This is a genomic window from Ruegeria sp. HKCCA4633, assembly GCF_013034605.1.
GTDB lineage: Bacteria > Pseudomonadota > Alphaproteobacteria > Rhodobacterales > Rhodobacteraceae > Ruegeria.
The window spans coordinates 64,373-85,999 of record NZ_WQGJ01000009.1; the positions used below are offsets into that span (position 1 = coordinate 64,373).

The window sequence follows — 21,627 nt, forward strand, 5'->3', positions numbered from 1 at the left end:
TGTGTTGGGATTGGCAGGCTGGACGAAACCCATGAAGAAAATCGGCATTCTCGGCGGGGTGGGCTGGGCCTCGACCGTTGACTACTACCGCGCCATAGCCGAAGGGGCCGGGCGTCACTTCGCGGAACGCGGCCATGGCTCACCTTTACCGATCCCCCCGATGACCATCGAATCTGTCACTCAAGCCAGAACGCGAGCCCTGCGCGGTGTCGCTGGGGATGAGGCCAGCTGGGCGGATTTTGACTCAGTGTTCCGCGAAGCCCTGCTGACCTTGGAACGCGCGGACTGCGATTTCGGCATTATTGCGTCCAACACACCCCATGCACGGCTTCACGCGATCCGTCGGGGCGTATCCATGCCGATCCTCAGTATTTTCGACGCAACCGCCGAAACCACGGCGCGGACCGGGGCACCCAAGGCTTTGGTGCTTGGAACGACTGTAACGATGCAGGCCACCAACTATGCTGAACGTTTGGCCGCCGAAGGCATCACGGCAAATAGTCGCCTGCCCGAGTCCGAAATCTTTGAAATGCAAGCCATGATCGACAGCGACTTCTATGGCGGTGCGTCTGATAACGCTCGGGCACGATTGCTTGACTTCTGTAACAAGCACGCAAGTCCTGGCACCGCGATCTTGCTGGCATGTACCGAGTTGCCATTGGCCTTTCCGGCCCATCTGGACGATCCCGTGTTCGAGGCTGACGGGCACCTGTTCGTCAATCCATCTGCCGCGCATGTCACCGCCGCCCTCAAGGAAGCGCTAACCGGCACTTGAAGTGCTCTTCTTAGGTTCAAGCATACTTTCAGCGTCTGTAGTCGCGTGTGATCACGGCAACCAGGTTACCTCGCACCCGACGCGATCAAAGAAATCCATCAAATCGGCGCGGGACATCGCAACAGTGCGATCATTAACCAATGGGTGCATGTAAACCACATCGGTCTGCCGGGCCGCAGCGTCCATGAAGAACCGCACCTCATTCTGAACGCCGTTGATCATCGCCAACGGGCTAACCGCGCCGGGACGTATGCCAAGGTTTTGCAACAACCGGTCTGCCGAGCCGAAAGACAGGTTACCGACACCCAGCTCCGCACCCAGTGCTTTGAGGTCGATTGCCCGGTTCTGCTCGAGCGTTACCAAATAATTGCGTTTTTTCTTGTCGCGCAAATACAGGTTTTTGACCCTTAATGCGTTTTCACCGGGAACCATGAACTGATCTTCGACCGCCTTCGAGTCTTCGACCGTGCGCAACGGGACATGCGTGTGCAGACGATAGGCCAGCCCCCAGTCATTTAGCTGCGCCAGCAACGCATCAGAGCTCAAAGGTAATGTGTCCTGAAAAGCGGATGAAGCGTCCATCCCGGCCTCCTTGCGAAAGTTTCAAGGGCAGTGCCATAGAACGACCCCGCCTGCAATCAGTGGCCCAGAAGCTCAAGCTTGTCGGCATACGCAAGATCGTTTGTAAGCTGCCTATCCTTTCGACACAGGCAAAGAACGCTGCGCTTTGCTTCAACGAATTCTGAAAAGGCTGTAGTGTTCCGTCATGAAAATCAAGCGCAATACCCCTGACCAGTTGATCCTTTCAAACACGCCTTGGTTCATCGGCATCACACTGGTCCTCTTCATACTCGCCTTTGTATGTGCCGGCCTGTTCATGGCCAGTAAAGGCGGCGAGGGCATTTGGTTCGGCCTTTTCTTCGCAGTCTTCGGGGGTGGCATGGGTCTTGGTGCCTTCTGCACCTTTGTGAGGCGGGTTCAGATTGTACTGGACCGGCAAAAAGACAGTGTTCTGATCCGCCGCCAGTCGGTGTTCGGCTATAAGGCCGTGGAACACAAACTGTCCAACCTGTCTCATGCCGAAGTTGAAAGCACGACGTCCAGAAGCAACAAAAGCACTTCGCGGATGTATCGGACCGTCCTTGTACTGGATAAGGGAATGAGCGCTGGTCGCCACCCTATTGTCGAAGCCTTTGTTAGCGGGTCGGGTTCTCATCGGCTGGCTGAGGCAGTAAACAATTGGCTCCCTGCGTCCAAACAGAACAACCACAACCTAGGCGTAGGTTAACGGGCAAACCCGCTTTCCAGCCACAAACGTTCTTCAGGTGAGACCATTTCAGAGATACATGTGTCATACTTGGCCATGTCATCAGACGTCAGCTTGCCTTCCCACTTGTTGCTGGTGCCCGATGAAAAAAACTGTGCAAAGTCGTGGAACCCACTGGTGAACCCGGGCGTTTGCTCAAGGCGTTTTGCGTTGTTTTTCATCGACCCGAAACTGCCCGCCTCGGCGATGTCCTTGATCAATTGCGGCCCAATCTCGATATCCATGATGCGGGCAAGCCGTGCGACTTGCCCAGGCAGATCGCGGCTGAGTTCGGCGTAATGCAGAAAATGAATGTTGGGCAAATCGCGATAGGCCCAAAAAGACCTGAAGTGATGAACAAAAGATCTGAGGGTCAAGTCATCCGTACCTTTTGAAGAAGCGGGGCGATCCAGAAACATTGCAAAAGCTTCCGAAAGATCTTCTGGGAACAGGTAATCCAGCCAATCGTCCTTCATGTTTTCAACATGCCGGCGCAGTGAGAAATGAACGTCGACGGGATGGCGATGCACAACCAGATACTGCGCATCGGGTGAGAATTTTATTCCATCCAGCGGGGTATGTGTCTTGATGCAGCGCCGATGGGTTTGTGCGTCCAGTGTATTTGCTTGCTCAACACGGTCGCGAAAGCCGCAATCCAGCCAAGGTGAGATCTTGTTGTCGTAAACGCTAGGGTCAGCGGTTTGCGTGATCAGCATTCGCACCAGAGTCTGCGTCCACGTGGTGCCGCATTTTGGCGGAGTGCACACAAAGACATCGTCTGGCCGTATCTCGAACCCGGACCAGATATCGGTGTTTGTCACCTCGCCAACATAGTCGGTTGTCTTTTGAGGAAGATCCTCCCTCATCGCCCCCTCCCCAAGCTTGTTTTGATCAGAGTACATTACACCAGCAGGCTTCACATAGCTTATCTTGACTCACCCGGCCGCAAGGCGTAAATGACCGCCAAACATCCGGAAGCCTTTCGATCTTCCGGTCCCTTGAGTCGTTCAGGGATCGCCCCCCACCAGCGAGTTTCGCCCGTGGGGGAAATTGTGTATTTAACCGGTGTTTCCTACGTAGGAAGTGCCACAATATAACCGGCATAGGAGGCCGAAGGCATGTTTGAAAATCTATCCGAACGCCTCTCTGGCGTCTTTGACCGGCTGACCAAACAGGGCGCTCTGTCCGAAGAAGACGTCAAGACCGCCCTGCGCGAGGTCCGGGTTGCGCTGCTTGAGGCCGACGTCTCGCTGCCAGTAGCCCGCGCTTTCGTCAAAAAGGTTCAGGAACAGGCGACCGGCCAAGCCGTCACCAAATCGATCACCCCTGGCCAGCAGGTCGTGAAGATCGTGCATGACGCGCTGGTCGATACCCTGCGCGGCGAAGAAGACCCCGGCAAGCTGAAGATCGACAACCCGCCTGCCCCGATCCTGATGGTCGGTCTGCAAGGCTCGGGTAAGACGACCACCACCGGTAAGCTGGCTAAGCGCCTGAAAGAGAAAGAGGGTAAGAAGGTCCTGATGGCCTCGCTCGACGTCTATCGCCCGGCCGCGATGGACCAGTTGGCTGTTCTGGGCACTCAGGTCGGCGTCGATACTCTTCCGATTATCCCTGGTCAGAAACCGGTCGATATTGCCAAGCGCGCCAAGCAGCAGGCGACTCTGGGTGGGTACGACGTCTACATGCTCGATACTGCGGGCCGCCTGCACATTGACGAAGTCCTGATGGACGAGGTCGAGCAGGTCCGCAACGCGGTTGACCCGCGCGAGACCCTTCTGGTCGTCGACGGCCTTACCGGTCAGGTCGCCGTTGAAGTGGCCGAAGAGTTCGACGCAAAGGTCGGCATCTCGGGCGTGGTTCTGACCCGCATGGACGGTGACGGACGCGGCGGTGCGGCGCTGTCGATGCGCGCGGTCACCGGCAAGCCGATCCGCTTTGTTGGTCTTGGCGAAAAGATGGACGCGCTCGAAACCTTCGAGCCGGACCGGATCGCCGGTCGTATTCTGGGCATGGGCGACATCGTTGCCTTGGTCGAAAAGGCCCAGGAAACGATGGAGATGGAACAGACCGAGCGCATGATGAAGCGCATGGTCAAAGGTCAGTTCAACATGAACGACCTGAAAATGCAGCTGGAGCAGATGATCCAGATGGGCGGCATGCAGGGCATGATGGGCATGATGCCCGGCATGGGCAAAATGGCCAAGCAGATGGATCAGGCCGGTCTGGACGACAAGATCCTGCGCCAGCAGATCGCCATGATCCAATCCATGACCAAACGCGAACGCGCCAACCCTCAGCTATTGCAGGCGAGCCGTAAGAAACGGATCGCGGCAGGCTCGGGTATGGAGGTCAGCGACCTGAACAAGCTGCTCAAGATGCATCGGCAGATGTCGGACATGATGAAAAAGATGGGCAAGATGGGCAAAGGCAAGATGCTGAAACAAGCCATGAAAGGCATGTTCGGCAAAGGTGGCCCGTCGCCCGAGGAAATGGCCGCAGGCATGGACCCCAAGGCGCTGGAACAAGCGGCCAAGGCGATGGGTGGCAAGATGCCCGGCGGCCTACCCGGATTGGGTGGCGGTATGGGTCTGCCGCAGGGCCTCAGCGGGTTCGGCAAGAAAAAGTAAATGACGGCCCCATCGGCATATCCCTGGGAGGCTCCGGCCACCGGTCCTGCAGCCGCGCTGTCTGCGCGGTTGGGTGCTTTGGTGCCGCGTATCGAGACCACTCGTCTGCTGCTGCGCGCGCCTGAGTTGCGGGATTTCGGGGATTATGCCGAAATTCTGATGTCTGATCGTGCACGCTTTATGGATGGCCCATTTGATCGCAATGGCGCGTGGCAGGATTTCACCCAATACGTGGCAGGATGGATTTTGCGCGGCGCGGGAGTGTGGACAGTTGAGGATAAGGCGACCGGAACTGTCACGGGATTTGTCTCGGTCGCTATGGAGTTCGGCGATCAGGAACACGAACTGGGTTACATGCTGACCGCTGAAGCCGAAGGCCAAGGCATCGCAACCGAAGCAGTGGCTGCCGTGCGTAGCTTTGCGCTCGATACACACGACCTGCCTTCGCTGGTCAGTTATGTCGATCCCGACAACGCGAAATCCGCAGATGTCGCACGGCGCGTGGGTGCAACTCGGGACGCGCAAGCCGAAAGCGTATTCAACGAGCCCGTTCACGTTTACCGTTATGTCTCATCGGACAATGATGGCGGAATGGAGGCATACGCATGACCTCGTTCACTATCCCCACCATCGAGACCGAGCGCCTGATCCTGCGCGCGCCACATCTGGACGATCTGCCTGCGATGACCGCGTTCCCTGCGACTAAGCGCAGCCATATGGTCGGCGGACCCAAGGATGAGCTTGGCAGCTGGGACTCCCTCGTGAAACGCCTTGGACATTGGGCTCTTAAGGGCTTTGGCCTGTGGCACCTGACCGAAAAGTCCAGCGGCGCATTTGTTGGATGGGCCGGTATGATCGATGCCCCCGGCTGGGCCGAGCCCGAGCTGGGCTGGACCCTTATGGCCGAGGCCGAAGGCAAAGGGCTGGGATTTGAGGCGGCGCAGGCGGCACGCGACTATGCAGCGCGGCAACAGGGGCTGAACGGCGTGATCTCGTACATCGCCCATGCCAACGACCGCTCGCGCGCTTTGGCAGAACGCCTTGGAGCCACGCTGGAGCTTGAAAATGCCGAGCTACTGGGCAAACGCGCCCAGATCTGGCGTCACCCGCAGATTGACCTGACCACCGAAAGGACCGGCCAATGACCAACCCCGTGACACAGGCTGCCACGCTGTTGAAAGAGCATCGCGAAAGCATCGATCGACTGGATGCGATCCTTGTCTATACGCTGGGCGAGCGGTTCAAACACACGCAGGCCGTTGGCAAGCTCAAGGCCGAACACGACCTTCCCCCGTCCGATCCTTCGCGTGAAGCGGCACAGATCGCACGGCTAGAAGACCTGGCGAAAGAGGCCGATCTGGACCCCGACTTCGCCAAGGCTTTCCTGAATTTCATCATTCAGGAAGTCATCCGACACCATAAGAAACATCAGAACTAACCGGCGCCTACGCCGGCTCAACAAAAGACACGCCTCCGGCGTGATGCCATTCAAAGGAGATACCACCATGGCAATGAAAATTCGTCTCGCCCGCGGCGGCTCGAAAAAGCGTCCCTTCTATCGCATCGTGGCTGCTGACAGCCGCATGCCCCGCGACGGCCGTTTCATCGAAAAGCTGGGCACCTACAACCCGCTGCTGCCGAAAGACAGCGAAGAGCGCGTGAAAATGAACATGGAGCGCATCCAGTACTGGCTGGATCAGGGCGCTCAGCCCACCGACCGTATTGCACGTATGCTGGAAGCTGCCGGTACCCGTGAAAAAGCCGAGCGTAACAACCCCAACAAGGGCACCCCGGGCAAGAAAGCTCAGGAACGCGCGGAAGAGAAAGCTGCAAAGGCTGCTGAAGCTGCCGAAGCGGCGGCTGCACCGGCTGAAGAAGCGGCTGCAGAAGAATAAGCAGGCAAGCGCGTGCGGGATCAGACTTTCACCGACGATTTTCGCACGCAGTTTGACCTGTTGTTGCGGCTCCGGCGTGATGTGCGCCGGTTCCGCACCGATCACGTGGACGAGGCAGTGCTGTTGCGCTGCCTCGACGCATTTCAACTGGCCCCTTCGGTGGGGCTCAGCGAACCCTGGCGCGTGATCCGCGTAGAAAGCGAAGCGGCGCGATCCGCCGCGCTGAAGAATTTTCAAACCGCCAACGATGATGCGCTGGCGGGGTATTCCGGCGACAAGGCGCAGCTTTACAGCCGCCTGAAACTGTCCGGAATGCAAGAAGCCCCGGTGCAACTGGCCGTCTTTTGCGATGACATTACCGACAAGGGCCTGGGGCTGGGTGCGGGCACGATGCCCGAGATGCGGCGCTATTCGGTCGTTTCTGCCATAACGCTATTCTGGCTTGCGTTGCGGGCCGAAGGATTGGGGCTGGGTTGGGTATCGATCTTGAACCCTGACCAAATGACTCGTGATCTGAACGTTCCCGCAGACTGGCGCCTGATCGGATATTTCTGTGTTGGCTGGCCGGAACGAGCCTCGGACACGCCAGAACTGGAGCGGGTTGGTTGGGAAAACCGGGCTGACGGCCTGACAATCGAAACACGGTAAGGCCTTATGTTCGCATTGATTCGACTTCCCATTTTGCTGCTGATCGCCTTTATTGTCGGCGTGTTCTTTGAACGCAGCAATCAACGCGAGGCCTGCGAAGGCCTTGGCGAATGGAGAAACGGGATTTGTTTGACAACAGGCGCGTCCAATGAGTGATCTGATCTGCGTCGGCAGCGTTGCGGGGTCTTACGGCGTACGCGGCGAAGTGCGCCTGAAAAGCTTTTGCGCCGTGCCCGAAGATATCGAACACTACTCTCCGTTGACAGATGAGACCGGCGAACAGCGTTATCCGGTTGTTTTGACGCGCACCATCAAAAACGGGTTTGCGGCACGTCTGGGCGGGGTCGAAACCAAGGAAGAAGCCGATGCGCTGAACGGTCTGCGCCTGTTTGCGCGGCGCGATCAGTTGCCTTCGTTGCCCGATGATGAGTTTTATCACACCGACCTGATCGGGCTTGAGGTCTATGACACCGGCGGTACGCTGCTGGGCAAGGTAAAATCCGTGCAGAACCACGGCGCCGCGGATTTGCTGGAACTGCATGGGCTAGGCTTGAAATCAACGGTCCTGCTGCCCTTTACGCTGCAAGTGGTGCCGACTGTGGATCTGGAGCAAGGCCGCATCGTGGCTGACCCGCCCGAAGGTCTGATCTGATGCGACGCATTTTGCTGCATCTGGGCCTGCACAAGACAGGCATGGCCGCAGCACAATCGTTTCTGCACGAAAACCGCAGATTGATCTGGCCCCGATTTGCCCTGATTCTGCCCTACAAGACCCGCAAGGCCGGGCTGAACGAGGCCGCCACCCGCCATTCTATCTATAGGCTGGACGCAACGCTGGCCGGATTTGGCGGTCAGGTTCAAGCCTTTCTGAATGAACTGGATTTTGGTGAGCGCCGGGGGCTGATCCTGAGCGAGGAGAACTTTCTGGGCCTGCGCCCCAGCAGGAACCGCGACGAGGGGTATGCTGCTGCTCCGGAACTGGCCGAAACGCTGGTCAGCGTGCTGCACCGACGATTTCTGGGCGACGAAGTCGATATCACCATCTACCTGTCACTGCGCCAGCGCGATGCATGGCTGTACAGCCTTTGGGCACACGACCTGCAGCAATCGCGGTTGGTGCAGGACCTGGATAGCTTCCGTGCTGACCTCGCGCACCTGCCTGCATTGCAGGAAACCGCAGACCGGATCAAAGACCGGCTGCCTTCCGTCACCATTCAAACCGAATGGATGGAGCAATTTCAGGATCATCGCTTTGGCGCAGGTGCATCATTTGTTAGTTTCCTCGACCTGCCACCCGATAAAACATCGCAACTCGTGGGCCCCACACATTCAACCCCCAGCTTTTCTGCCGAGGTGTTGCAAGAAATGCTGGCGCTGAACCGTTCGACACTGGACGAAGCTGCTCTGATCACCCAGAAGAGGGCTCTGATTCAAACCGCCCAGACCGAGCTGGCCCGCCAGATATGACAGACACACCCCAAAAATCCCATGGTCGAAAGGCGATCCGACCGACCTTGAAACCGCGCGAGCTGATGACCTCGACCCCGGATTTGCACGGCGTCTGGAAAGCCAAGATCATCACGCTGTTTCCCACCGCCTTTCCCGGAGTGCTGGGCGAAAGCCTGACCGGCAAGGCATTGCAGGAAGGGTTATGGCAGCTGGAAACCGTGGACTTACGGCAGTTCGGCGTCGGCAAGCACCGCAATGTCGATGACACACCCGCTGGCGGCGGTGCCGGGATGGTGCTGCGTGCAGATGTTCTTGGTGAAGCTATTGAACATACGATGGCGGGTGTACACGGCAATTGGCCGCTTATCTACCTTAGTCCGCGCGGGCGGCGCATGGATCAGCGCATGATGCAGAACCTTGCCCGATGTGACGGCATGACCCTCCTGTGCGGTCGTTTTGAAGGCGTGGACGAGCGCGTATTGGAACATTACGGCGTTCAAGAAGTGTCTCTGGGCGATTTCGTGATGACCGGAGGTGAAATTGCAGCGCAAGCCCTGATCGACGCAACGGTTCGTCTGATCCCCGGCGTTTTAGGCAATCAGGCATCGACCGAGGAGGAGAGTTTTTCCTCGGGTCTGTTGGAGCACCCTCAATATACACGTCCGGCAGACTGGAAAGGTCGCCCGATCCCCGAGGTACTGATGTCTGGCCATCATGGCCGCATTGCGGAATGGCGCCATAAAATGTCAGAAGACATCACGCGTGAAAGACGCCCCGATATCTGGACAGAGTATCTGAAAACCACCTCGGAAACCGGAGACTAAGGGCACACAATGTGGCGAGGATGCCGCAGCTTCAATGTTTGTCGACTTGCCATTTGAAGTTGAACGCACCTCAAAATATTCACCTTTAAGGCCCATAAGAATCGTGGGTTGCTTAAAGTGAGTCTGTCGACATTATGAAAAAGTTATTGCTTGGCGTTGTGCTGGCTGTTTCAGCCTGCACCACAAAGCCGCTTGGGATGTCTGTTCCTACACAAGCTGGCCATAATCTGCACTCGGCGCGGGTGGCGGTCGATTCCTGTTCTCAGGAAGCGGATGAAGGTGGAAACAGCGCCGTCATTGGCGGCTATACGACCAATATCCTTCTTTGGGGGATCATTATCGGGCCTGCGGTTACGGCCCCGTTTCAAGACGAGTTGCGCGTGCAGGGTGAAATTGATCAGGTCGACCGTTGCCTGCGTGAACGCGGCTTTGAACGCCGCGAGCTCAACGCGGGTGAATCCTTCTGGCTGCGCAATGCCTATGGTGAAGAACGTGAGCGGCGGCTGGACCACCTGGTCAGCGGCGGTACGATTGAAACCTACCGGACACCGAACACCTAAGACTTGGCCTTCCATCTGGCCCAGTTTTCCGGTGTGCCGTTAAAGGTGTTGATGTCGACCCTGCCTTGAACACCTGGCACCAGCCCGGTGCCAGTGTACTGCCAGAACCGCCAAACGGTGCGCGGATAGACCTCGCGCGGGTGGCCGGCGACCGACCTCAGCCAGAATTCGGTTTTGGGCAGGCGGCCTATGTCGGTGTCTTCGAAGAAATCAACAGTGGTATAGACAATCGGGCGACGGCCATAGTGCCGTTCCAGAATATCCAGAAACCGCTGCGCTTCGGCCCGGACGGTTCTGCCATCTGGCCGCAGCGTGCAGGTTTTCGAATGGGGCGTCCACTCCATGTCCAGCACGTGTGGAAGGTCAGCCCCTTTGGGAACGTTCTTGATAAACCAGCGCGCCTGCTCGCGCGCTGAACGACAGAAATAATAGTAGTGATAGGCTCCCCAGGGCACTCCGGCGGCCTGCGCGCCGCGTCGATGCTCATCGAACATCGGATCGGCTACATCTCCGCCCTCGGTTGCTTTCATGAAAACAAAACTCACACCCGATGCTTTGGCCGTGCGCCAGTCTATAGGTCCCTGCCAGCGCGACACGTCCAGACCGTGGACAGGGTATAATCCGGGGTGCCGTCCCTCCCAGTCATGGGGGTCGGCGTCGCCAAAATCGGGATAGATTATAGAAGGGGCCGTCCGGTCCACGACCTGCGTGGGTTCTACCGTCTGCGGTTGCGGGCCACTGCGCCCGCAAGATACCAGCATTGCGGCCGCCACCGCCATAAGCAAAGCCAATCGCATCCTTGAAGTCCTGTTCAAAATTCTGCTCTTTCAATTTGCCTCAGAATGCCCGATCTGCGGGCTAAGGCAACGCTGCAATTTGTGACTGGCGGATTCCCACCTGTGCCACGCTGGAAATCTGTGCGATTAGCTCTTGATCCCTGCGCGCAATCCCCTTAAACGACCGCAATCCGGTGCCGCATCATGCGACTCCGGTGTTTTGGTTTGCATCACGGCGTGACGCTCAGCTTTCTTCGGCCGGGACGTGTCAGATCAGACCAGATCCAAGGAACAGTCGATCTGATCTCTGGCGGGCTGCGTGCAGGACCCGGTGAAGACCAAGAGCTCTCAGGCCGTGCCCAAACTTCGTGGACCAACCACGAGCAGATAGGAGTACCTGCGATGGACCTGATCGCACAGCTTGAGGCGGAACAGATTGCCGCCTTGGGGAAAGACATCCCCGATTTCAAAGCCGGTGACACCATCCGTGTCGGCTATAAGGTGACCGAAGGGTCGCGCACCCGTGTGCAGAACTACGAAGGCGTCTGCATCGCGCGCAAGAACGGCGAAGGCATCGCCGGTTCGTTCACCGTTCGCAAAATCTCGTTTGGCGAAGGTGTGGAGCGTGTGTTCCCGCTGTATTCGACCAACATCGACAGCATCACCGTTGTCCGCCGTGGCCGCGTTCGTCGCGCCAAACTGTACTATCTGCGCACCCGTCGCGGTAAATCCGCACGTATCGCAGAAGTCACCAACTACAAGCCCAAGGCTGGCGCCGAAGCGTAAGGAACGGAAAGATGAAAAAAGACATCCATCCCGATTATCACGTCATCGACGTCAAAATGACCGATGGCACAGTGGTTCAAATGAAATCCACCTGGGGCGCAGAAGGCGACCAGCTGGCTCTGGAAATCGACCCTTCCGTGCATCCGGCATGGACCGGTGGCTCGTCGCGCCTGATGGACGCCGGCGGCCGCGTGTCGAAGTTCAAGAAGAAATACGAAGGTCTGGGCTTCTAAGCTTGACTGGATTGAATTGCAAAGGGCCGCACCATTGGGCGGCCTTTTTTCTTGCCTGCGATGTGTCCGAATTCATCCGAAGACGTAGAAGCAAAGCTTGTTGCCGTCTGGGTCCCGCACATAAGCACCGTAGAACCGATCCGGTACGCGCTGCCCGGGCTCGCCTTCATCCGTCGCACCAAGGCTGATGGCCTTGTCATACATTGTGGTAACGGCCTCTTTTGTGTCGGCAGCGAAAGACACCATATTGCCATTCCCTGATGCGCAATCATTGCCATCATACGGCTCGCAAACGGCCAGCATCGGTGCCGCCGGATTATTGCCGATAAATGCAATGCGACCAGCGTCGATCAGAACTTGCGCGCCTTTGTCCTCGAACAGCGAAGTGTAGAATGTCTTGGCGGCGTCCATGTTGGAAACACCAATGGTTACATATCCGATCATATGCGGAACCCCTTCGAATACTGGATGGTTTCCGGGGCATAGTCCGCCAGCCACCGGACGGTTACAAGTCACGAAACCGGCATCGGTCAGATGTCAAATCCAATACGACAGCGCCACCGGCAGAACCAGTATTGTCGCCAGCGTCGAGACCAGAATATAGCCTGCCACATCGGGCCCGTACTCCGGGACATGCTGATCGATGAAAAGATAGGTCGCCACCGAAGATGGCATCAGGCAGCACAGGATCACGGCACCTCGTTCCGGCCCTGTAAATCCGAAAAACCAGATTAATGCACCGGCAATGACAACTGCCATCGCCAAATGTAGCAGCGTCAAAAGGATCGACCGCCCCAGGGTTTTAACCCGCAACGTCGCCAGGGTATGGCCCAGCGTCAGCAGCATCAGCGGGATCGACAGCCCGCCCAGAATATCAAACGACTTCAAAATCGGCTGAGGCAGGCTGGTATCTGTCGCCATAAGGATCAGCGAAAGCGCCACGGCATAGATGATCGGGGACGTGGCCAGCTTCTTGGGCGAAAACTCCCCGGCAGGAATCCACATGCCCAAGGTGAAGATGCTGATCAGCACGACCACCACAAACGCCATGGTATAAGCCATGCCCGCATCACCCAATGCCAGCAGAGTAATCGGCAAACCGATATTGCCGACATTTCCGTGCATCAAAGGCGTCAGAAACGCCCTGACCGGCAGGCGCAGGGCCTTCAGGGCAACAAAACCCAACACGCCAAACCCCGCCACTGCCAAAGCGGCTGCGGTCATCACGTCCAGAAAGGTGCCCACCGCCAGTTTAGTGGTCGACAAGTGCGAGATGATCAGTGTTGGGTAGCCGACTTTTGAAACGATCCCACCGATCACCTTGCTGTCAAAGGGGGCATGAATCAGTGCAAGCCCAAAACCGATCCCGGCACAGATCAAAACCGGCAAAACCACGTTCAAGACGTTCAGGAACAGGTGTTCCAAGCCAAATTCTCCCTGCCAGACCTGCATGTGGACTGTGAATCAGAGCTGTTGCATTGACAAGTGCCCGCCTGTAACCCGCGCAGCACGCAGGGTTTTCCAAAATAGGGTCTGATATTGCCCGAAACCGCCGCTTGAGGTTCTTTTCTTCCCAACCCACACAACATATAGTGGGTGTCAACAACGTGTAGTGAAGCACGGCGGGACTTGGGAATACAAGCATGGCACATATCATTGTGGTCGGGAACGAAAAGGGTGGCGCAGGCAAATCGACCGTGTCGATGCATGTGGCCACCGCGCTGGCCCGATTGGGACACAAGGTCAGCACACTTGATCTGGACCTGCGTCAGCGCAGCCTGGGACGTTATTTTGAGAACCGCAACAACTTCCTCAAAAGCTTGGACCTGACCCTGCCCAGCCCGCGCCATCACGACCTGCCCGAGATCGACGCTGCCACGCTGAAACCTGGTGAGAATATCTATGACCACCGCCTGTCCGCCGCCGTATCACAACTGGAAAGCGACAGCGATTTCATCCTGATCGATTGCCCGGGCTCTCACACCCGGCTCAGTCAGGTGGCACATTCGCTCGCTGATACGCTTGTCACGCCCTTGAACGACAGTTTCATTGATTTCGACCTGCTGGCGCGGATCGATTCGAAGGGTGAGAAAATCCTAGGACCATCGGTTTATTCCGAAATGGTCTGGAACGCGCGGCAGTTGCGGGCGCAGGCCGGGCTGAAGCCGATCGACTGGGTTGTGGTCCGCAACCGGGTCGGCACGCAGCGGATGGTCAACAAGGAAAAGATGCAGCGCGCAATCGAGATGCTGTCGCAGCGCATCGGCTTTCGCGTCGCCTCGGGCTTTTCCGAACGGGTCATCTTCCGCGAGTTGTTCCCACGCGGCCTGACCCTGCTGGACCTCAAGGACATCGGCGTCAAGCAGTTGAACATCTCAAACATCGCCGCCCGCCAGGAACTGCGCGATATGATGAAAGAGCTGAACCTGCCGGGTGTGGAGATTGATTTCTAAGCGGCTACCGTTTTGATTGGTTTGCGCAACCAACCGGCTTTTGGCAGTTGCAATGTTCGTACCAGATCTGGAGTTAGGAAGCCCCTAATTCAGAACACGACGCTCATCGCCGACTCCACGGCGTGAACACCTATTCCGACGACAATTCCTACGAAGATCAGTCCGACAATCGCGTTGATAACGGATAAAATCCGGCTGGCAGATTTCATCGGCTTAAAGTCACCGTAGCCAACCGTGGTTGCGTTTATGAACGCATGATAAAGGCTCACTCCGGTGGACCAGCCTTCGATCCTGACAATCCATTGCCCCAGCGCACATATAGATACCAACAAAAACAGCAAAATCGGCGACAGATATATCAGGTCCTGAAAGAAGACTGACAAGAAGGTGCATATATAGCTGACGTCACAACCCATGGCGAAGCTCTCCTTCTCCGTGTCGCGCGGCCTAGTTGAACACCAGCGTCTTAACAGGAAGCAAAATGGCCTGTGCGCGCAAGACTATGGCGTTCGCTATGCCCATCCCGTCCACAATCCGTGCAACAAAAGCCGAAAACCCGGTGATTTTCCCCGCGTCTATTTCTTTTGCGCGGCTCGTGTAGGCAACGCCAACGCACGCACTTCCTGGCGGGATGTCTTCCAGATGTTTAGGGAAAATTGGCGCAAGGAAAGCTGTAACCGTTCCGGGCCGCGCACGATCCTGTTGGTCAAGCAGAGCATCACCGGGTCGAAACTGCCCCGCAGCAATCGCATTTTGCACGTCGTCCACCACCATTGGGATTATGGTCAGGGGTTTGGACGCACAGGTAATTTCCACTAACATTCCCGGCTTGAGCACACTGACCGAAATCTGACCAAAAGCCGCAATAAGGCGACCCTGCCCTGAGACTTCGGGAACCAGAATTCCTGCAGGGCGCAGAATTGGATTCACGATGTCACCTGGCTTCAACAAAAACTGTGTGACGGTCCCGTCTACTTCGGCAAAAACAGTGGATTTAGAGATTTCGTTTTCGGCCTCAGCCAAAACAGCACGCGCACTTTCAAGCTGCGCAGGAAGCAGAGTAGATTGGCGCAGTTTAGCGCCGTCAAGGGCTGCAACTGCAGCTGCGCGCTGACTTTCGGCACTGGACACAGCGGTTTGCAAACGCTCCAATTCCTGCTCACTTACAACTGTGTCGTTGCGCTCCGCGAGTTCAAGGCGGCGATCCAAATCGCTGGTCGCCTGAGCAAGATTCGCTTCCGCCGAACCAACCCGTGCCTCAGCACCCGCGATCTCGGTTGCTGTCAGTCCCTGCGCTGCCTCGATTTCTTCTATGCGTCGCTGTGCAGTTTCTGCCGCAGCTTCCTGCCGCGTCGTGTCCAACCGGAAGATTGCCTCACCCGCTTTTATCGTATCATTGTTCGCGACATAGACCTCCGAAACCCGGCCCCCGCGATCAGAAAGAATAGTTACCGTGCGAAATGCTGCGGAGACGTTCCGCGTGGACGGATGAAAATAGAAAATCACGGTGATCAAAGTGATTGCCAGGATTGCACAGGCCGTCAAACCCCAACGCAATTCATACCAGACATTGAACAGCGTGATTTCATGGCCCCATCGCTTACCCTGCTTGTAACGCCTGTATAGGTAATCCGGGACGATCGTGATCAGGGCAGAAAAGACCAGCTCAAGCATCCTGGCTCTCCGAGAGATCCACGTCACTCTTGAGCGGGAGTATTTCGTGCAAAGGTACGGCAGCGATTAGAATTGCCGCGATCCAAAACGCATTGTTAAGTGTAAACAGAGAAATCAACCCCAGCACACCAACCAATTGCATTTGAACTTTATGAGCACCTGCTGCCATGCGGTCGGGAATGGCCTGCACGGTAAAGTAGAGTGCGCCGAAACCAAGCAGCACAACAACGAGCAGAATTCCCACCACGATCAGAAAGCCATCCGTCTCGCCCGGTGGTGTCACCCAGAAGGGGAGTCTGGCCATCGCCTCATCAGAAATAGAGCTGCCCAAAAGAACCTCCTGTTTCTCAATGATCTGATGCAAGGATAAACGATTGAAATCAAAAAGATCAATCTTGCCCAAGCCTGTGAAGAACCCTCAACACTTTTTAGCCGCCAGTCTCCATTGCGTAAGAGACGGACGCCAAGCTTCTTCTACCGGTTCAAACAATGAAAAGAGAGAGGGATAAGAATGGCCGCTTCGGGCTTAAAACGAAGTTTCAATCGGCGTGGGATGAACCAACTGGTGAATACACCGTGAACAACTCTTTCGGCTCATTCACGCCGCGCAGCATGTAGCGACCGACCGAGACAAGTTCTTGCTCACAGGGTTGCGCGGCGCGGGCGACGTCGTCCGAGATCAGGATCCTCTGACCCAAAGATCGGTGCATTCCGGCAATACGGGAGGCCTGGTTGACGGCAGCACCGATCACGGTGAAATCCAGCCGTGTCTCGGACCCGATATTGCCGTAGAGAATTTCACCCGAATGCAAGGCCAGCGTATAGTTTGCCACTGGCAGACCCTGCGCCTGACGTCTGGAGTTCAACTCATTCATGCGCGATTGCAACAACGGCACAGCGCTCAGCGCGGCACGGGCATCTTCGTCGATCTCGCCGACATCAAACATGGCCATCACGCCGTCACCCATGAATTTCAGGATATTCCCGCCGTTGTCATGCACCACTCCTACCGCCACGGCCAGATAGTCGTTCAGCATATCGATGATCTCGTTCCCCGGCAGATCCTCGGACAGGGTGGTGAAGCCCTCTAGGTCGAAATTCCAGATTACCGCATCTATTTGTTGCAGCGACCCTCGCCGGATTTCGCCCGACAGAACCCGGCGACCGGCATCTCGGCCCAGATACACTCGCAACAGATCCTTGGTCAGGTTCTGGTTCTTGGCGGATTTAAGCGCCAACCCCAGATGCGGCAGGACGGTATGAATTTGCCTCAAGTCGCTGTCGTCGAACCCGGTTGGTGCGTCGCTGGTCCAAGACATCAGAACGCCATCACTGACCTTTTTTGCGCCGTTGGGGCGGATTTGCTTAACCCCTTCAAAAGACAGGCCCGTAGCATAGTAATCCGTCGCCCCAATTTCCCGCAGATCATTGAGCAAGGGAAAGCGACTAGGCTCGTTATGATCAACCAGCTTGACCCGGATTTCATCCAGATCCTCGTGCAACAGGGCATACAATGGGCTTCGCTGCCAGACTTCACTGGGCGTATCTGTATTCTCGAACCTCTCGGATTCACCACCCGCGCCGTTGTACCAGCTATAGCCGGTGCCGCCGTAAACCGGATGCAGGGTAGATTGCGCCGCGTGAAACCGCATCAAAGGTATGCCCATATCGACAAGCCGGGTGCAAAACCCTTCCAGCAATTCTTCTTGCCCGGCGCCTTCAAGCCCCTTGGCGACCAGCCAATCGATCAGGTCGTGTGCGGGAATCGAAGAAGAGTCCTGAGAAGTCATTTAAATATCCGTATCAAGCATGACCCCCATCTGGGGGCGACACGCATCAATTGCCAGTGGTCAGTCCAAACCAGCCAGTCTTTGCAGCATTTTACGCAGCAGAGCAGCTTCTTCCGCATCGAATAGGCCCGACAGTTTTGCATCATAGGCGGCGGCGACGCCATGCAGATCACGATACACGGTTTGCCCCGTCGGTGTTAGAGTCAGCCATTCCGCCCGCCGATCTCCTTCGTCGCGTGTGCGTTTCAGATACCTTCTCTGTTCCAGCTTGGCGACCGCGCGGCTGATTTTGGTTTTGTGCATTCTGGCGCGCTCGCAAATCTCTTTAGCCGTCATCTCACCGAATAGCCCAAGGTGAAACAGCACCCGCCATTCGGTTCTGAGCATCCCGTAACGGCCTTTATAGACGCTCTGAAACTCCAACGAGGCATGCTCGGCCGCCTGGTTCAGAAGGAAAGGCAGAAAATTCTGCAGATCAAACTCATCATTTTTTTTGGATTCTTCGTGTGTCATGCTTGTTAGTTACAAAATCAACTATTACCCGACAAGCAGCAACGGAGGAAAACACCATGAATCGTCCGAGTGATCCACATATGCTGACGCAGGCTGCAACGCCGGTCGGCACACATGCCGGCTATATGCCCGGCTTTGGAAACGACTTTGAGACCGAGGCCCTGCCCGACGCGCTGCCACAAGGGATGAACAGCCCACAACGGTGCAACTATGGCCTTTACGGAGAGCAGCTGAGCGGCACCGCCTTCACTGCGAACCCGCCCGAACGCACTTGGTGTTATCGCATTCGCCCGTCGGTGAAGCATTCACATCGTTACGAAAAAATCGACCTCCCCTATTGGAAATCGGCACCGTGCATCGACCCCGATGTGATCAGTCTGGGTCAGTATCGCTGGGATCCCGTCCCACATTCTGATGAAGGTCTGAACTGGATGACCGGGATGCGCACGATGACCACGGCGGGGGACGTGAACACGCAAGTGGGCATGGCCTGTCACATCTATCTGGTCACCGAATCCATGGTGGATGACTACTTCTTCTCAGCCGATTCCGAGCTGTTGGTTGTTCCGCAGGAGGGACGCCTGCGTTTTGCGACCGAGCTGGGCATCATCGATCTGGAACCCAAAGAGATCGCGATCATTCCGCGTGGTCTGCTTTACCGGGTCGAGGTTCTGGAAGGCCCCGCGCGCGGTTTTGTCTGCGAAAACTACGGGCAAAAGTTCGAGCTGCCGGGCCGTGGCCCGATTGGCGCAAACTGCATGGCCAACCCGCGCGACTTCAAAGCGCCCGTAGCTGCGTTTGAAGATCGCGAAACCCCGTCGACCGTGACGATCAAATGGTGCGGCCAGTTCCACACCACCAAGATCGGACACAGCCCGCTGGATGTGGTTGCATGGCACGGCAACTATGCGCCCTACAAATATGACTTGCGCAATTATTGCCCGGTTGGCGCGATCCTGTTCGACCATCCCGACCCGTCGATCTTTACGGTTCTGACGGCACCCTCTGGCCAGCCTGGCACGGCCAATATCGACTTTGTTCTGTTCCGCGAACGCTGGATGGTGATGGAGGACACGTTCCGCCCGCCGTGGTACCACAAAAACATCATGTCGGAATTGATGGGCAACATTTACGGTCAGTATGATGCAAAACCACAGGGCTTTGTGCCCGGTGGCACAAGCCTGCACAACATGATGATCCCGCACGGCCCCGACAGGGAAGCCTTTGACAAAGCATCATACTCCAACCTGGGGCCGGACAAGCTGGACAAGACGATGTCGTTCATGTTCGAAACCCGCTTCCCGCAGCATCTGACGCCATTTGCCGCCACCGAAGCGCCGTTGCAGGATGATTATATCGACTGCTGGACATCGCTGGAGAAGAAGTTCGACGGAACGCCGGGTAAGAAATGAGCTTGGATATCTGGTTCACCTATGTGGCAACAGTCCTGCTGCTGATGAGCACACCGGGACCCAGCCAGTTGCTGATGTTGTCAAACTCGGCCACCAACGGGCTTCGGCGCGGGTTGTTCACCGCTGCCGGAGATCTGACGGCGAACTTCCTGCAGATGTTGGCAGCAGGGCTGGGTCTGGCCGCCCTGATTGCCACATCCGCAACCGCGCTGACCGTCATCAAATGGCTTGGTGTGGCCTATTTGGTTTACCTTGGTGTCAAACAGATCCTCAAGGCGCGCGTATCTGAAGCGCAAACCGCGCCCAAGGCAAGTCGCAAATCGCTTTGGATGCAGGGGTTTATTACCTCTGCCGCGAATCCCAAAGCCGTGGTCTTTTTTGCAGCGCTGTTCCCACTGTTCATTGACGGAGCACTGCCTTTCTGGCCGCAATTCACCATTCTTTCGGCCACCTATCTGGTCATGGACGGGATGTTCCTGACCGCATATGGCGGCAGCGCAAGTTGGCTGGCCCGCCGTTTGCAAGGTCCTGCAAAGCTGTGGCTTGACCGCATTGGCGGCAGCTTCATGATCCTGGCTGCTATCTTGTTGGGGCTGAAATCCCTTCGCCCCTCAACTTAACCAACAAAACAGGGACATCGTATGCCTCTAATGACATCCTGGGTGACGTCGGCCAATGACGCGACACACCCGTTCCCACTGAACAACCTGCCTTATGGAGTCTTCTCGACCGAGGGCGACGATCCGCGCTGCGGCGTGGCCATTGGGGACATGATCCTCGACGTCACAGCTGCCGAAGCCGAAGGGTTGATCACCCTGAGCGATGAGCCTCTGTTCGACATGCCGTTCTGGAACCCGTTGATGGAGGAAGGCCCCGCCGTCTGGGCCGCCCTGCGGGAACGTCTGATCAGCCTTCTGGCCGAGGGCTCGGACGAGCAGAGCAAGGTTGAACCACTGCTTGTCAAACAAGACGACGCCGAGATGCACCTGCCCTTCGCGGTCAGCGAATACACCGATTTCTATGCAGGCCGGAACCATGCCTTCAACGTAGGCACCATGTTCCGGGGGCCGGAAAACGCGTTGCCGCCAAACTGGCTGCATATTCCCATTGGGTACAACGGGCGCGCGTCTTCGGTCGTGGTATCGGGCACGGATATCCGCCGCCCATGGGGGCAGCTAAAAGCGCCCGACCAAGAGCTGCCCGCCTTTCTGCCCAGCCGCCGTTTTGACATCGAGCTTGAGATGGGCGCGATTGTCGGCACCCCTTCGGATGGCCCAATCTCGGTGCAAGAGGCGGACGACAATATCTTTGGCTACGTCCTGCTGAACGATTGGTCTGCGCGTGACATCCAGGCCTGGGAATACCAGCCGCTGGGCCCGTTTCAGGCCAAGGCCACCGCAACCTCGATCAGCCCTTGGATTGTCACCAAGGCAACGCTGGAGCCATTCCGCTGTGACACGCCTGCACGTGAGTTCGAGCTACTAGATCACCTGAAAGACTGTGGCCCGATGCTCTATGATATTGATCTGTCGATCACCATGGCACCCGCAGGGCAGCCTGCTACGACAATTGCACAGACCAACTACAACCAGATGTACTATTCCGCCGCGCAGCAACTGGCCCATCACACGACATCCGGCTGTCCGATGAATGCAGGTGATTTGCTGGGCTCGGGCACCATTTCCGGACCAACCAAACCTGAACGCGGTTCGTTGCTGGAACTCAGCTGGGGCGGAAAGGAACCTCTGACGCTGGACGGCGGTGAAACCCGCAGCTTCATCGAAGATGGCGACACGCTGACCTTGACCGGCGCGGCCAAGGGCGATGGTTACACAATCGGCTTCGGTGATTGTGTTGGCACCGTCTTGTCCGCTCTTGAAAACCCATACACACTATAAGGAACCCA

The 21,627-nt window shown here is 56.9% G+C and carries 29 protein-coding genes; 19 read left to right on the top strand and 10 right to left on the bottom strand.

Annotated elements, in window-relative coordinates:
- Positions 1 to 31: 31 nt before the first annotated feature.
- Entirely contained in the window at positions 32 to 775 is a 744-nt protein-coding gene (locus tag GOV85_RS18375) for an aspartate/glutamate racemase family protein (protein ID WP_171180850.1), read from the top strand.
- Positions 776 to 826: 51 nt separating this feature from the next.
- Here the strand turns inward: GOV85_RS18375 and GOV85_RS18380 are convergent, their stop codons facing one another.
- Positions 827 to 1,357 (bottom strand): prolyl-tRNA synthetase associated domain-containing protein, encoded by a 531-nt coding sequence (locus GOV85_RS18380; RefSeq protein WP_171180851.1) that lies wholly within the window; start codon positions 1,355 to 1,357, stop codon positions 827 to 829.
- Between the two features lie 184 nt (positions 1,358 to 1,541).
- Here GOV85_RS18380 and GOV85_RS18385 point away from each other — a divergent pair, with 184 nt between their 5' ends.
- Positions 1,542 to 2,063 carry a hypothetical protein gene (locus GOV85_RS18385; protein ID WP_171180853.1) on the top strand — a complete coding sequence of 174 codons (522 nt, stop codon included), beginning with the start codon at positions 1,542 to 1,544 and terminating at the stop codon, positions 2,061 to 2,063.
- On the opposite strand, the gene GOV85_RS18390 is transcribed toward GOV85_RS18385, so the two are convergent.
- Entirely contained in the window at positions 2,060 to 2,947 is an 888-nt protein-coding gene (locus GOV85_RS18390) for a sulfotransferase domain-containing protein (RefSeq protein ID WP_171180855.1), read from the bottom strand. The genes GOV85_RS18385 and GOV85_RS18390 overlap by 4 nt on opposite strands.
- A gap of 252 nt (positions 2,948 to 3,199) precedes the next feature.
- Here GOV85_RS18390 and ffh point away from each other — a divergent pair, with 252 nt between their 5' ends.
- From ffh to GOV85_RS18440, 11 genes are all read left to right on the top strand, one after another.
- Positions 3,200 to 4,708, top strand: coding sequence for a signal recognition particle protein (ffh, locus tag GOV85_RS18395; protein WP_171180857.1), 1,509 nt, complete (start codon positions 3,200 to 3,202; stop codon positions 4,706 to 4,708).
- Positions 4,709 to 5,317, top strand: a complete 609-nt coding sequence (locus GOV85_RS18400; protein WP_171180859.1) for a GNAT family N-acetyltransferase — start codon at positions 4,709 to 4,711, stop codon at positions 5,315 to 5,317.
- Positions 5,314 to 5,853 (top strand): GNAT family N-acetyltransferase, encoded by a 540-nt coding sequence (locus GOV85_RS18405; RefSeq protein ID WP_171180861.1) that lies wholly within the window; start codon positions 5,314 to 5,316, stop codon positions 5,851 to 5,853. The genes GOV85_RS18400 and GOV85_RS18405 overlap by 4 nt, the downstream gene beginning before the upstream one ends.
- Positions 5,850 to 6,146: a chorismate mutase gene (locus tag GOV85_RS18410; protein WP_050605269.1), complete on the top strand. Its 297-nt coding sequence runs from the start codon at positions 5,850 to 5,852 to the stop codon at positions 6,144 to 6,146. Before GOV85_RS18405 ends, GOV85_RS18410 begins: the two co-directional genes overlap by 4 nt.
- Positions 6,147 to 6,213: 67 nt before the next feature.
- Positions 6,214 to 6,603 (top strand): 30S ribosomal protein S16, encoded by a 390-nt coding sequence (gene rpsP / locus GOV85_RS18415; RefSeq protein ID WP_170388164.1) that lies wholly within the window; start codon positions 6,214 to 6,216, stop codon positions 6,601 to 6,603.
- A gap of 12 nt (positions 6,604 to 6,615) precedes the next feature.
- Entirely contained in the window at positions 6,616 to 7,251 is a 636-nt protein-coding gene (bluB, locus tag GOV85_RS18420; protein WP_171180870.1) for a 5,6-dimethylbenzimidazole synthase, read from the top strand.
- Positions 7,252 to 7,284: 33 nt separating this feature from the next.
- Positions 7,285 to 7,407 (top strand): hypothetical protein, encoded by a 123-nt coding sequence (locus GOV85_RS21710; RefSeq protein WP_256369045.1) that lies wholly within the window; start codon positions 7,285 to 7,287, stop codon positions 7,405 to 7,407.
- Complete coding sequence (rimM, locus tag GOV85_RS18425; RefSeq protein WP_171180872.1) at positions 7,400 to 7,903, top strand: ribosome maturation factor RimM; 504 nt, start codon at positions 7,400 to 7,402, stop codon at positions 7,901 to 7,903. Before GOV85_RS21710 ends, rimM begins: the two co-directional genes overlap by 8 nt.
- Complete coding sequence (locus GOV85_RS18430) at positions 7,903 to 8,718, top strand: hypothetical protein (protein WP_171180873.1); 816 nt, start codon at positions 7,903 to 7,905, stop codon at positions 8,716 to 8,718. Before rimM ends, GOV85_RS18430 begins: the two co-directional genes overlap by 1 nt.
- Positions 8,715 to 9,524 (top strand): tRNA (guanosine(37)-N1)-methyltransferase TrmD, encoded by an 810-nt coding sequence (gene trmD / locus GOV85_RS18435; protein ID WP_171180875.1) that lies wholly within the window; start codon positions 8,715 to 8,717, stop codon positions 9,522 to 9,524. Before GOV85_RS18430 ends, trmD begins: the two co-directional genes overlap by 4 nt.
- 197 nt (positions 9,525 to 9,721) lie before the next feature.
- Positions 9,722 to 10,084: a hypothetical protein gene (locus GOV85_RS18440; RefSeq protein ID WP_171180877.1), complete on the top strand. Its 363-nt coding sequence runs from the start codon at positions 9,722 to 9,724 to the stop codon at positions 10,082 to 10,084.
- On the opposite strand, the gene GOV85_RS18445 is transcribed toward GOV85_RS18440, so the two are convergent.
- The gene (locus tag GOV85_RS18445; protein WP_171180879.1) at positions 10,081 to 10,881 is read right to left on the bottom strand and encodes a GH25 family lysozyme; all 801 of its coding nucleotides are present in this window, start codon (positions 10,879 to 10,881) and stop codon (positions 10,081 to 10,083) included. The genes GOV85_RS18440 and GOV85_RS18445 overlap by 4 nt on opposite strands.
- 381 nt (positions 10,882 to 11,262) lie before the next feature.
- Here GOV85_RS18445 and rplS point away from each other — a divergent pair, with 381 nt between their 5' ends.
- The gene (gene rplS, locus GOV85_RS18450; RefSeq protein ID WP_170575547.1) at positions 11,263 to 11,646 is read left to right on the top strand and encodes a 50S ribosomal protein L19; all 384 of its coding nucleotides are present in this window, start codon (positions 11,263 to 11,265) and stop codon (positions 11,644 to 11,646) included.
- 11 nt (positions 11,647 to 11,657) lie between these two features.
- On the top strand, positions 11,658 to 11,879 hold the full coding sequence (gene rpmE / locus GOV85_RS18455) for a 50S ribosomal protein L31 (protein WP_050605278.1): 222 nt from the start codon (positions 11,658 to 11,660) through the stop codon (positions 11,877 to 11,879).
- 72 nt (positions 11,880 to 11,951) lie between these two features.
- Here the strand turns inward: rpmE and GOV85_RS18460 are convergent, their stop codons facing one another.
- Positions 11,952 to 12,323 carry a VOC family protein gene (locus GOV85_RS18460; RefSeq protein ID WP_050605279.1) on the bottom strand — a complete coding sequence of 124 codons (372 nt, stop codon included), beginning with the start codon at positions 12,321 to 12,323 and terminating at the stop codon, positions 11,952 to 11,954.
- 93 nt (positions 12,324 to 12,416) lie between these two features.
- Positions 12,417 to 13,304 carry an AEC family transporter gene (locus tag GOV85_RS18465; protein ID WP_171180881.1) on the bottom strand — a complete coding sequence of 296 codons (888 nt, stop codon included), beginning with the start codon at positions 13,302 to 13,304 and terminating at the stop codon, positions 12,417 to 12,419.
- Positions 13,305 to 13,522: 218 nt separating this feature from the next.
- On the opposite strand from GOV85_RS18465, the gene GOV85_RS18470 reads away from it, so the two are divergent.
- Entirely contained in the window at positions 13,523 to 14,332 is an 810-nt protein-coding gene (locus GOV85_RS18470) for a division plane positioning ATPase MipZ (RefSeq protein ID WP_171180883.1), read from the top strand.
- An 89-nt stretch (positions 14,333 to 14,421) separates the two neighbouring features.
- Here the strand turns inward: GOV85_RS18470 and GOV85_RS18475 are convergent, their stop codons facing one another.
- The 5 genes from GOV85_RS18475 to GOV85_RS18495 form a co-directional block, all read right to left on the bottom strand.
- On the bottom strand, positions 14,422 to 14,748 hold the full coding sequence (locus GOV85_RS18475) for a potassium channel family protein (RefSeq protein WP_171180885.1): 327 nt from the start codon (positions 14,746 to 14,748) through the stop codon (positions 14,422 to 14,424).
- Between the two features lie 31 nt (positions 14,749 to 14,779).
- A complete protein-coding gene (locus GOV85_RS18480) occupies positions 14,780 to 16,006 on the bottom strand; it encodes an HlyD family secretion protein (RefSeq protein WP_171180887.1) in 1,227 nt (408 codons plus the stop codon).
- Positions 15,999 to 16,409 carry a hypothetical protein gene (locus tag GOV85_RS18485; RefSeq protein WP_171180889.1) on the bottom strand — a complete coding sequence of 137 codons (411 nt, stop codon included), beginning with the start codon at positions 16,407 to 16,409 and terminating at the stop codon, positions 15,999 to 16,001. The genes GOV85_RS18480 and GOV85_RS18485 overlap by 8 nt, the downstream gene beginning before the upstream one ends.
- Positions 16,410 to 16,545: 136 nt before the next feature.
- The gene (locus tag GOV85_RS18490) at positions 16,546 to 17,796 is read right to left on the bottom strand and encodes an adenylate/guanylate cyclase domain-containing protein (protein ID WP_171180891.1); all 1,251 of its coding nucleotides are present in this window, start codon (positions 17,794 to 17,796) and stop codon (positions 16,546 to 16,548) included.
- A 60-nt stretch (positions 17,797 to 17,856) separates the two neighbouring features.
- The gene (locus GOV85_RS18495; protein WP_171180893.1) at positions 17,857 to 18,309 is read right to left on the bottom strand and encodes a MarR family winged helix-turn-helix transcriptional regulator; all 453 of its coding nucleotides are present in this window, start codon (positions 18,307 to 18,309) and stop codon (positions 17,857 to 17,859) included.
- A 56-nt stretch (positions 18,310 to 18,365) separates the two neighbouring features.
- On the opposite strand from GOV85_RS18495, the gene hmgA reads away from it, so the two are divergent.
- From hmgA to fahA, 3 genes are read left to right on the top strand one after another with little or no spacing between them, the layout of a single operon-like run.
- On the top strand, positions 18,366 to 19,721 hold the full coding sequence (gene hmgA, locus GOV85_RS18500) for a homogentisate 1,2-dioxygenase (RefSeq protein WP_171180895.1): 1,356 nt from the start codon (positions 18,366 to 18,368) through the stop codon (positions 19,719 to 19,721).
- Positions 19,718 to 20,341, top strand: a complete 624-nt coding sequence (locus GOV85_RS18505) for a LysE family translocator (RefSeq protein ID WP_171180898.1) — start codon at positions 19,718 to 19,720, stop codon at positions 20,339 to 20,341. Before hmgA ends, GOV85_RS18505 begins: the two co-directional genes overlap by 4 nt.
- 21 nt (positions 20,342 to 20,362) lie before the next feature.
- Positions 20,363 to 21,619, top strand: coding sequence for a fumarylacetoacetase (fahA, locus tag GOV85_RS18510; RefSeq protein WP_171180900.1), 1,257 nt, complete (start codon positions 20,363 to 20,365; stop codon positions 21,617 to 21,619).
- The last annotated feature ends 8 nt before the right edge of the window (positions 21,620 to 21,627 follow it).

Coding starts and splice junctions, on each gene's coding strand:
- GOV85_RS18375 (WP_171180850.1), top strand. CDS start 32: ATGAAGAAAATCGGCATTCTCGGCGGGGTGGGCTGGGCCTCGACCGTT.
- GOV85_RS18380 (WP_171180851.1), bottom strand. CDS start 1,357: ATGGACGCTTCATCCGCTTTTCAGGACACATTACCTTTGAGCTCTGAT.
- GOV85_RS18385 (WP_171180853.1), top strand. CDS start 1,542: ATGAAAATCAAGCGCAATACCCCTGACCAGTTGATCCTTTCAAACACG.
- GOV85_RS18390 (WP_171180855.1), bottom strand. CDS start 2,947: ATGAGGGAGGATCTTCCTCAAAAGACAACCGACTATGTTGGCGAGGTG.
- ffh (WP_171180857.1), top strand. CDS start 3,200: ATGTTTGAAAATCTATCCGAACGCCTCTCTGGCGTCTTTGACCGGCTG.
- GOV85_RS18400 (WP_171180859.1), top strand. CDS start 4,709: ATGACGGCCCCATCGGCATATCCCTGGGAGGCTCCGGCCACCGGTCCT.
- GOV85_RS18405 (WP_171180861.1), top strand. CDS start 5,314: ATGACCTCGTTCACTATCCCCACCATCGAGACCGAGCGCCTGATCCTG.
- GOV85_RS18410 (WP_050605269.1), top strand. CDS start 5,850: ATGACCAACCCCGTGACACAGGCTGCCACGCTGTTGAAAGAGCATCGC.
- rpsP (WP_170388164.1), top strand. CDS start 6,214: ATGGCAATGAAAATTCGTCTCGCCCGCGGCGGCTCGAAAAAGCGTCCC.
- rimM (WP_171180872.1), top strand. CDS start 7,400: ATGAGTGATCTGATCTGCGTCGGCAGCGTTGCGGGGTCTTACGGCGTA.
- GOV85_RS18430 (WP_171180873.1), top strand. CDS start 7,903: ATGCGACGCATTTTGCTGCATCTGGGCCTGCACAAGACAGGCATGGCC.
- trmD (WP_171180875.1), top strand. CDS start 8,715: ATGACAGACACACCCCAAAAATCCCATGGTCGAAAGGCGATCCGACCG.
- GOV85_RS18440 (WP_171180877.1), top strand. CDS start 9,722: ATGTCTGTTCCTACACAAGCTGGCCATAATCTGCACTCGGCGCGGGTG.
- GOV85_RS18445 (WP_171180879.1), bottom strand. CDS start 10,881: ATGCGATTGGCTTTGCTTATGGCGGTGGCGGCCGCAATGCTGGTATCT.
- rplS (WP_170575547.1), top strand. CDS start 11,263: ATGGACCTGATCGCACAGCTTGAGGCGGAACAGATTGCCGCCTTGGGG.
- rpmE (WP_050605278.1), top strand. CDS start 11,658: ATGAAAAAAGACATCCATCCCGATTATCACGTCATCGACGTCAAAATG.
- GOV85_RS18460 (WP_050605279.1), bottom strand. CDS start 12,323: ATGATCGGATATGTAACCATTGGTGTTTCCAACATGGACGCCGCCAAG.
- GOV85_RS18470 (WP_171180883.1), top strand. CDS start 13,523: ATGGCACATATCATTGTGGTCGGGAACGAAAAGGGTGGCGCAGGCAAA.
- GOV85_RS18475 (WP_171180885.1), bottom strand. CDS start 14,748: ATGGGTTGTGACGTCAGCTATATATGCACCTTCTTGTCAGTCTTCTTT.
- GOV85_RS18480 (WP_171180887.1), bottom strand. CDS start 16,006: ATGCTTGAGCTGGTCTTTTCTGCCCTGATCACGATCGTCCCGGATTAC.
- GOV85_RS18490 (WP_171180891.1), bottom strand. CDS start 17,796: ATGACTTCTCAGGACTCTTCTTCGATTCCCGCACACGACCTGATCGAT.
- GOV85_RS18495 (WP_171180893.1), bottom strand. CDS start 18,309: ATGACACACGAAGAATCCAAAAAAAATGATGAGTTTGATCTGCAGAAT.
- hmgA (WP_171180895.1), top strand. CDS start 18,366: ATGAATCGTCCGAGTGATCCACATATGCTGACGCAGGCTGCAACGCCG.
- GOV85_RS18505 (WP_171180898.1), top strand. CDS start 19,718: ATGAGCTTGGATATCTGGTTCACCTATGTGGCAACAGTCCTGCTGCTG.
- fahA (WP_171180900.1), top strand. CDS start 20,363: ATGCCTCTAATGACATCCTGGGTGACGTCGGCCAATGACGCGACACAC.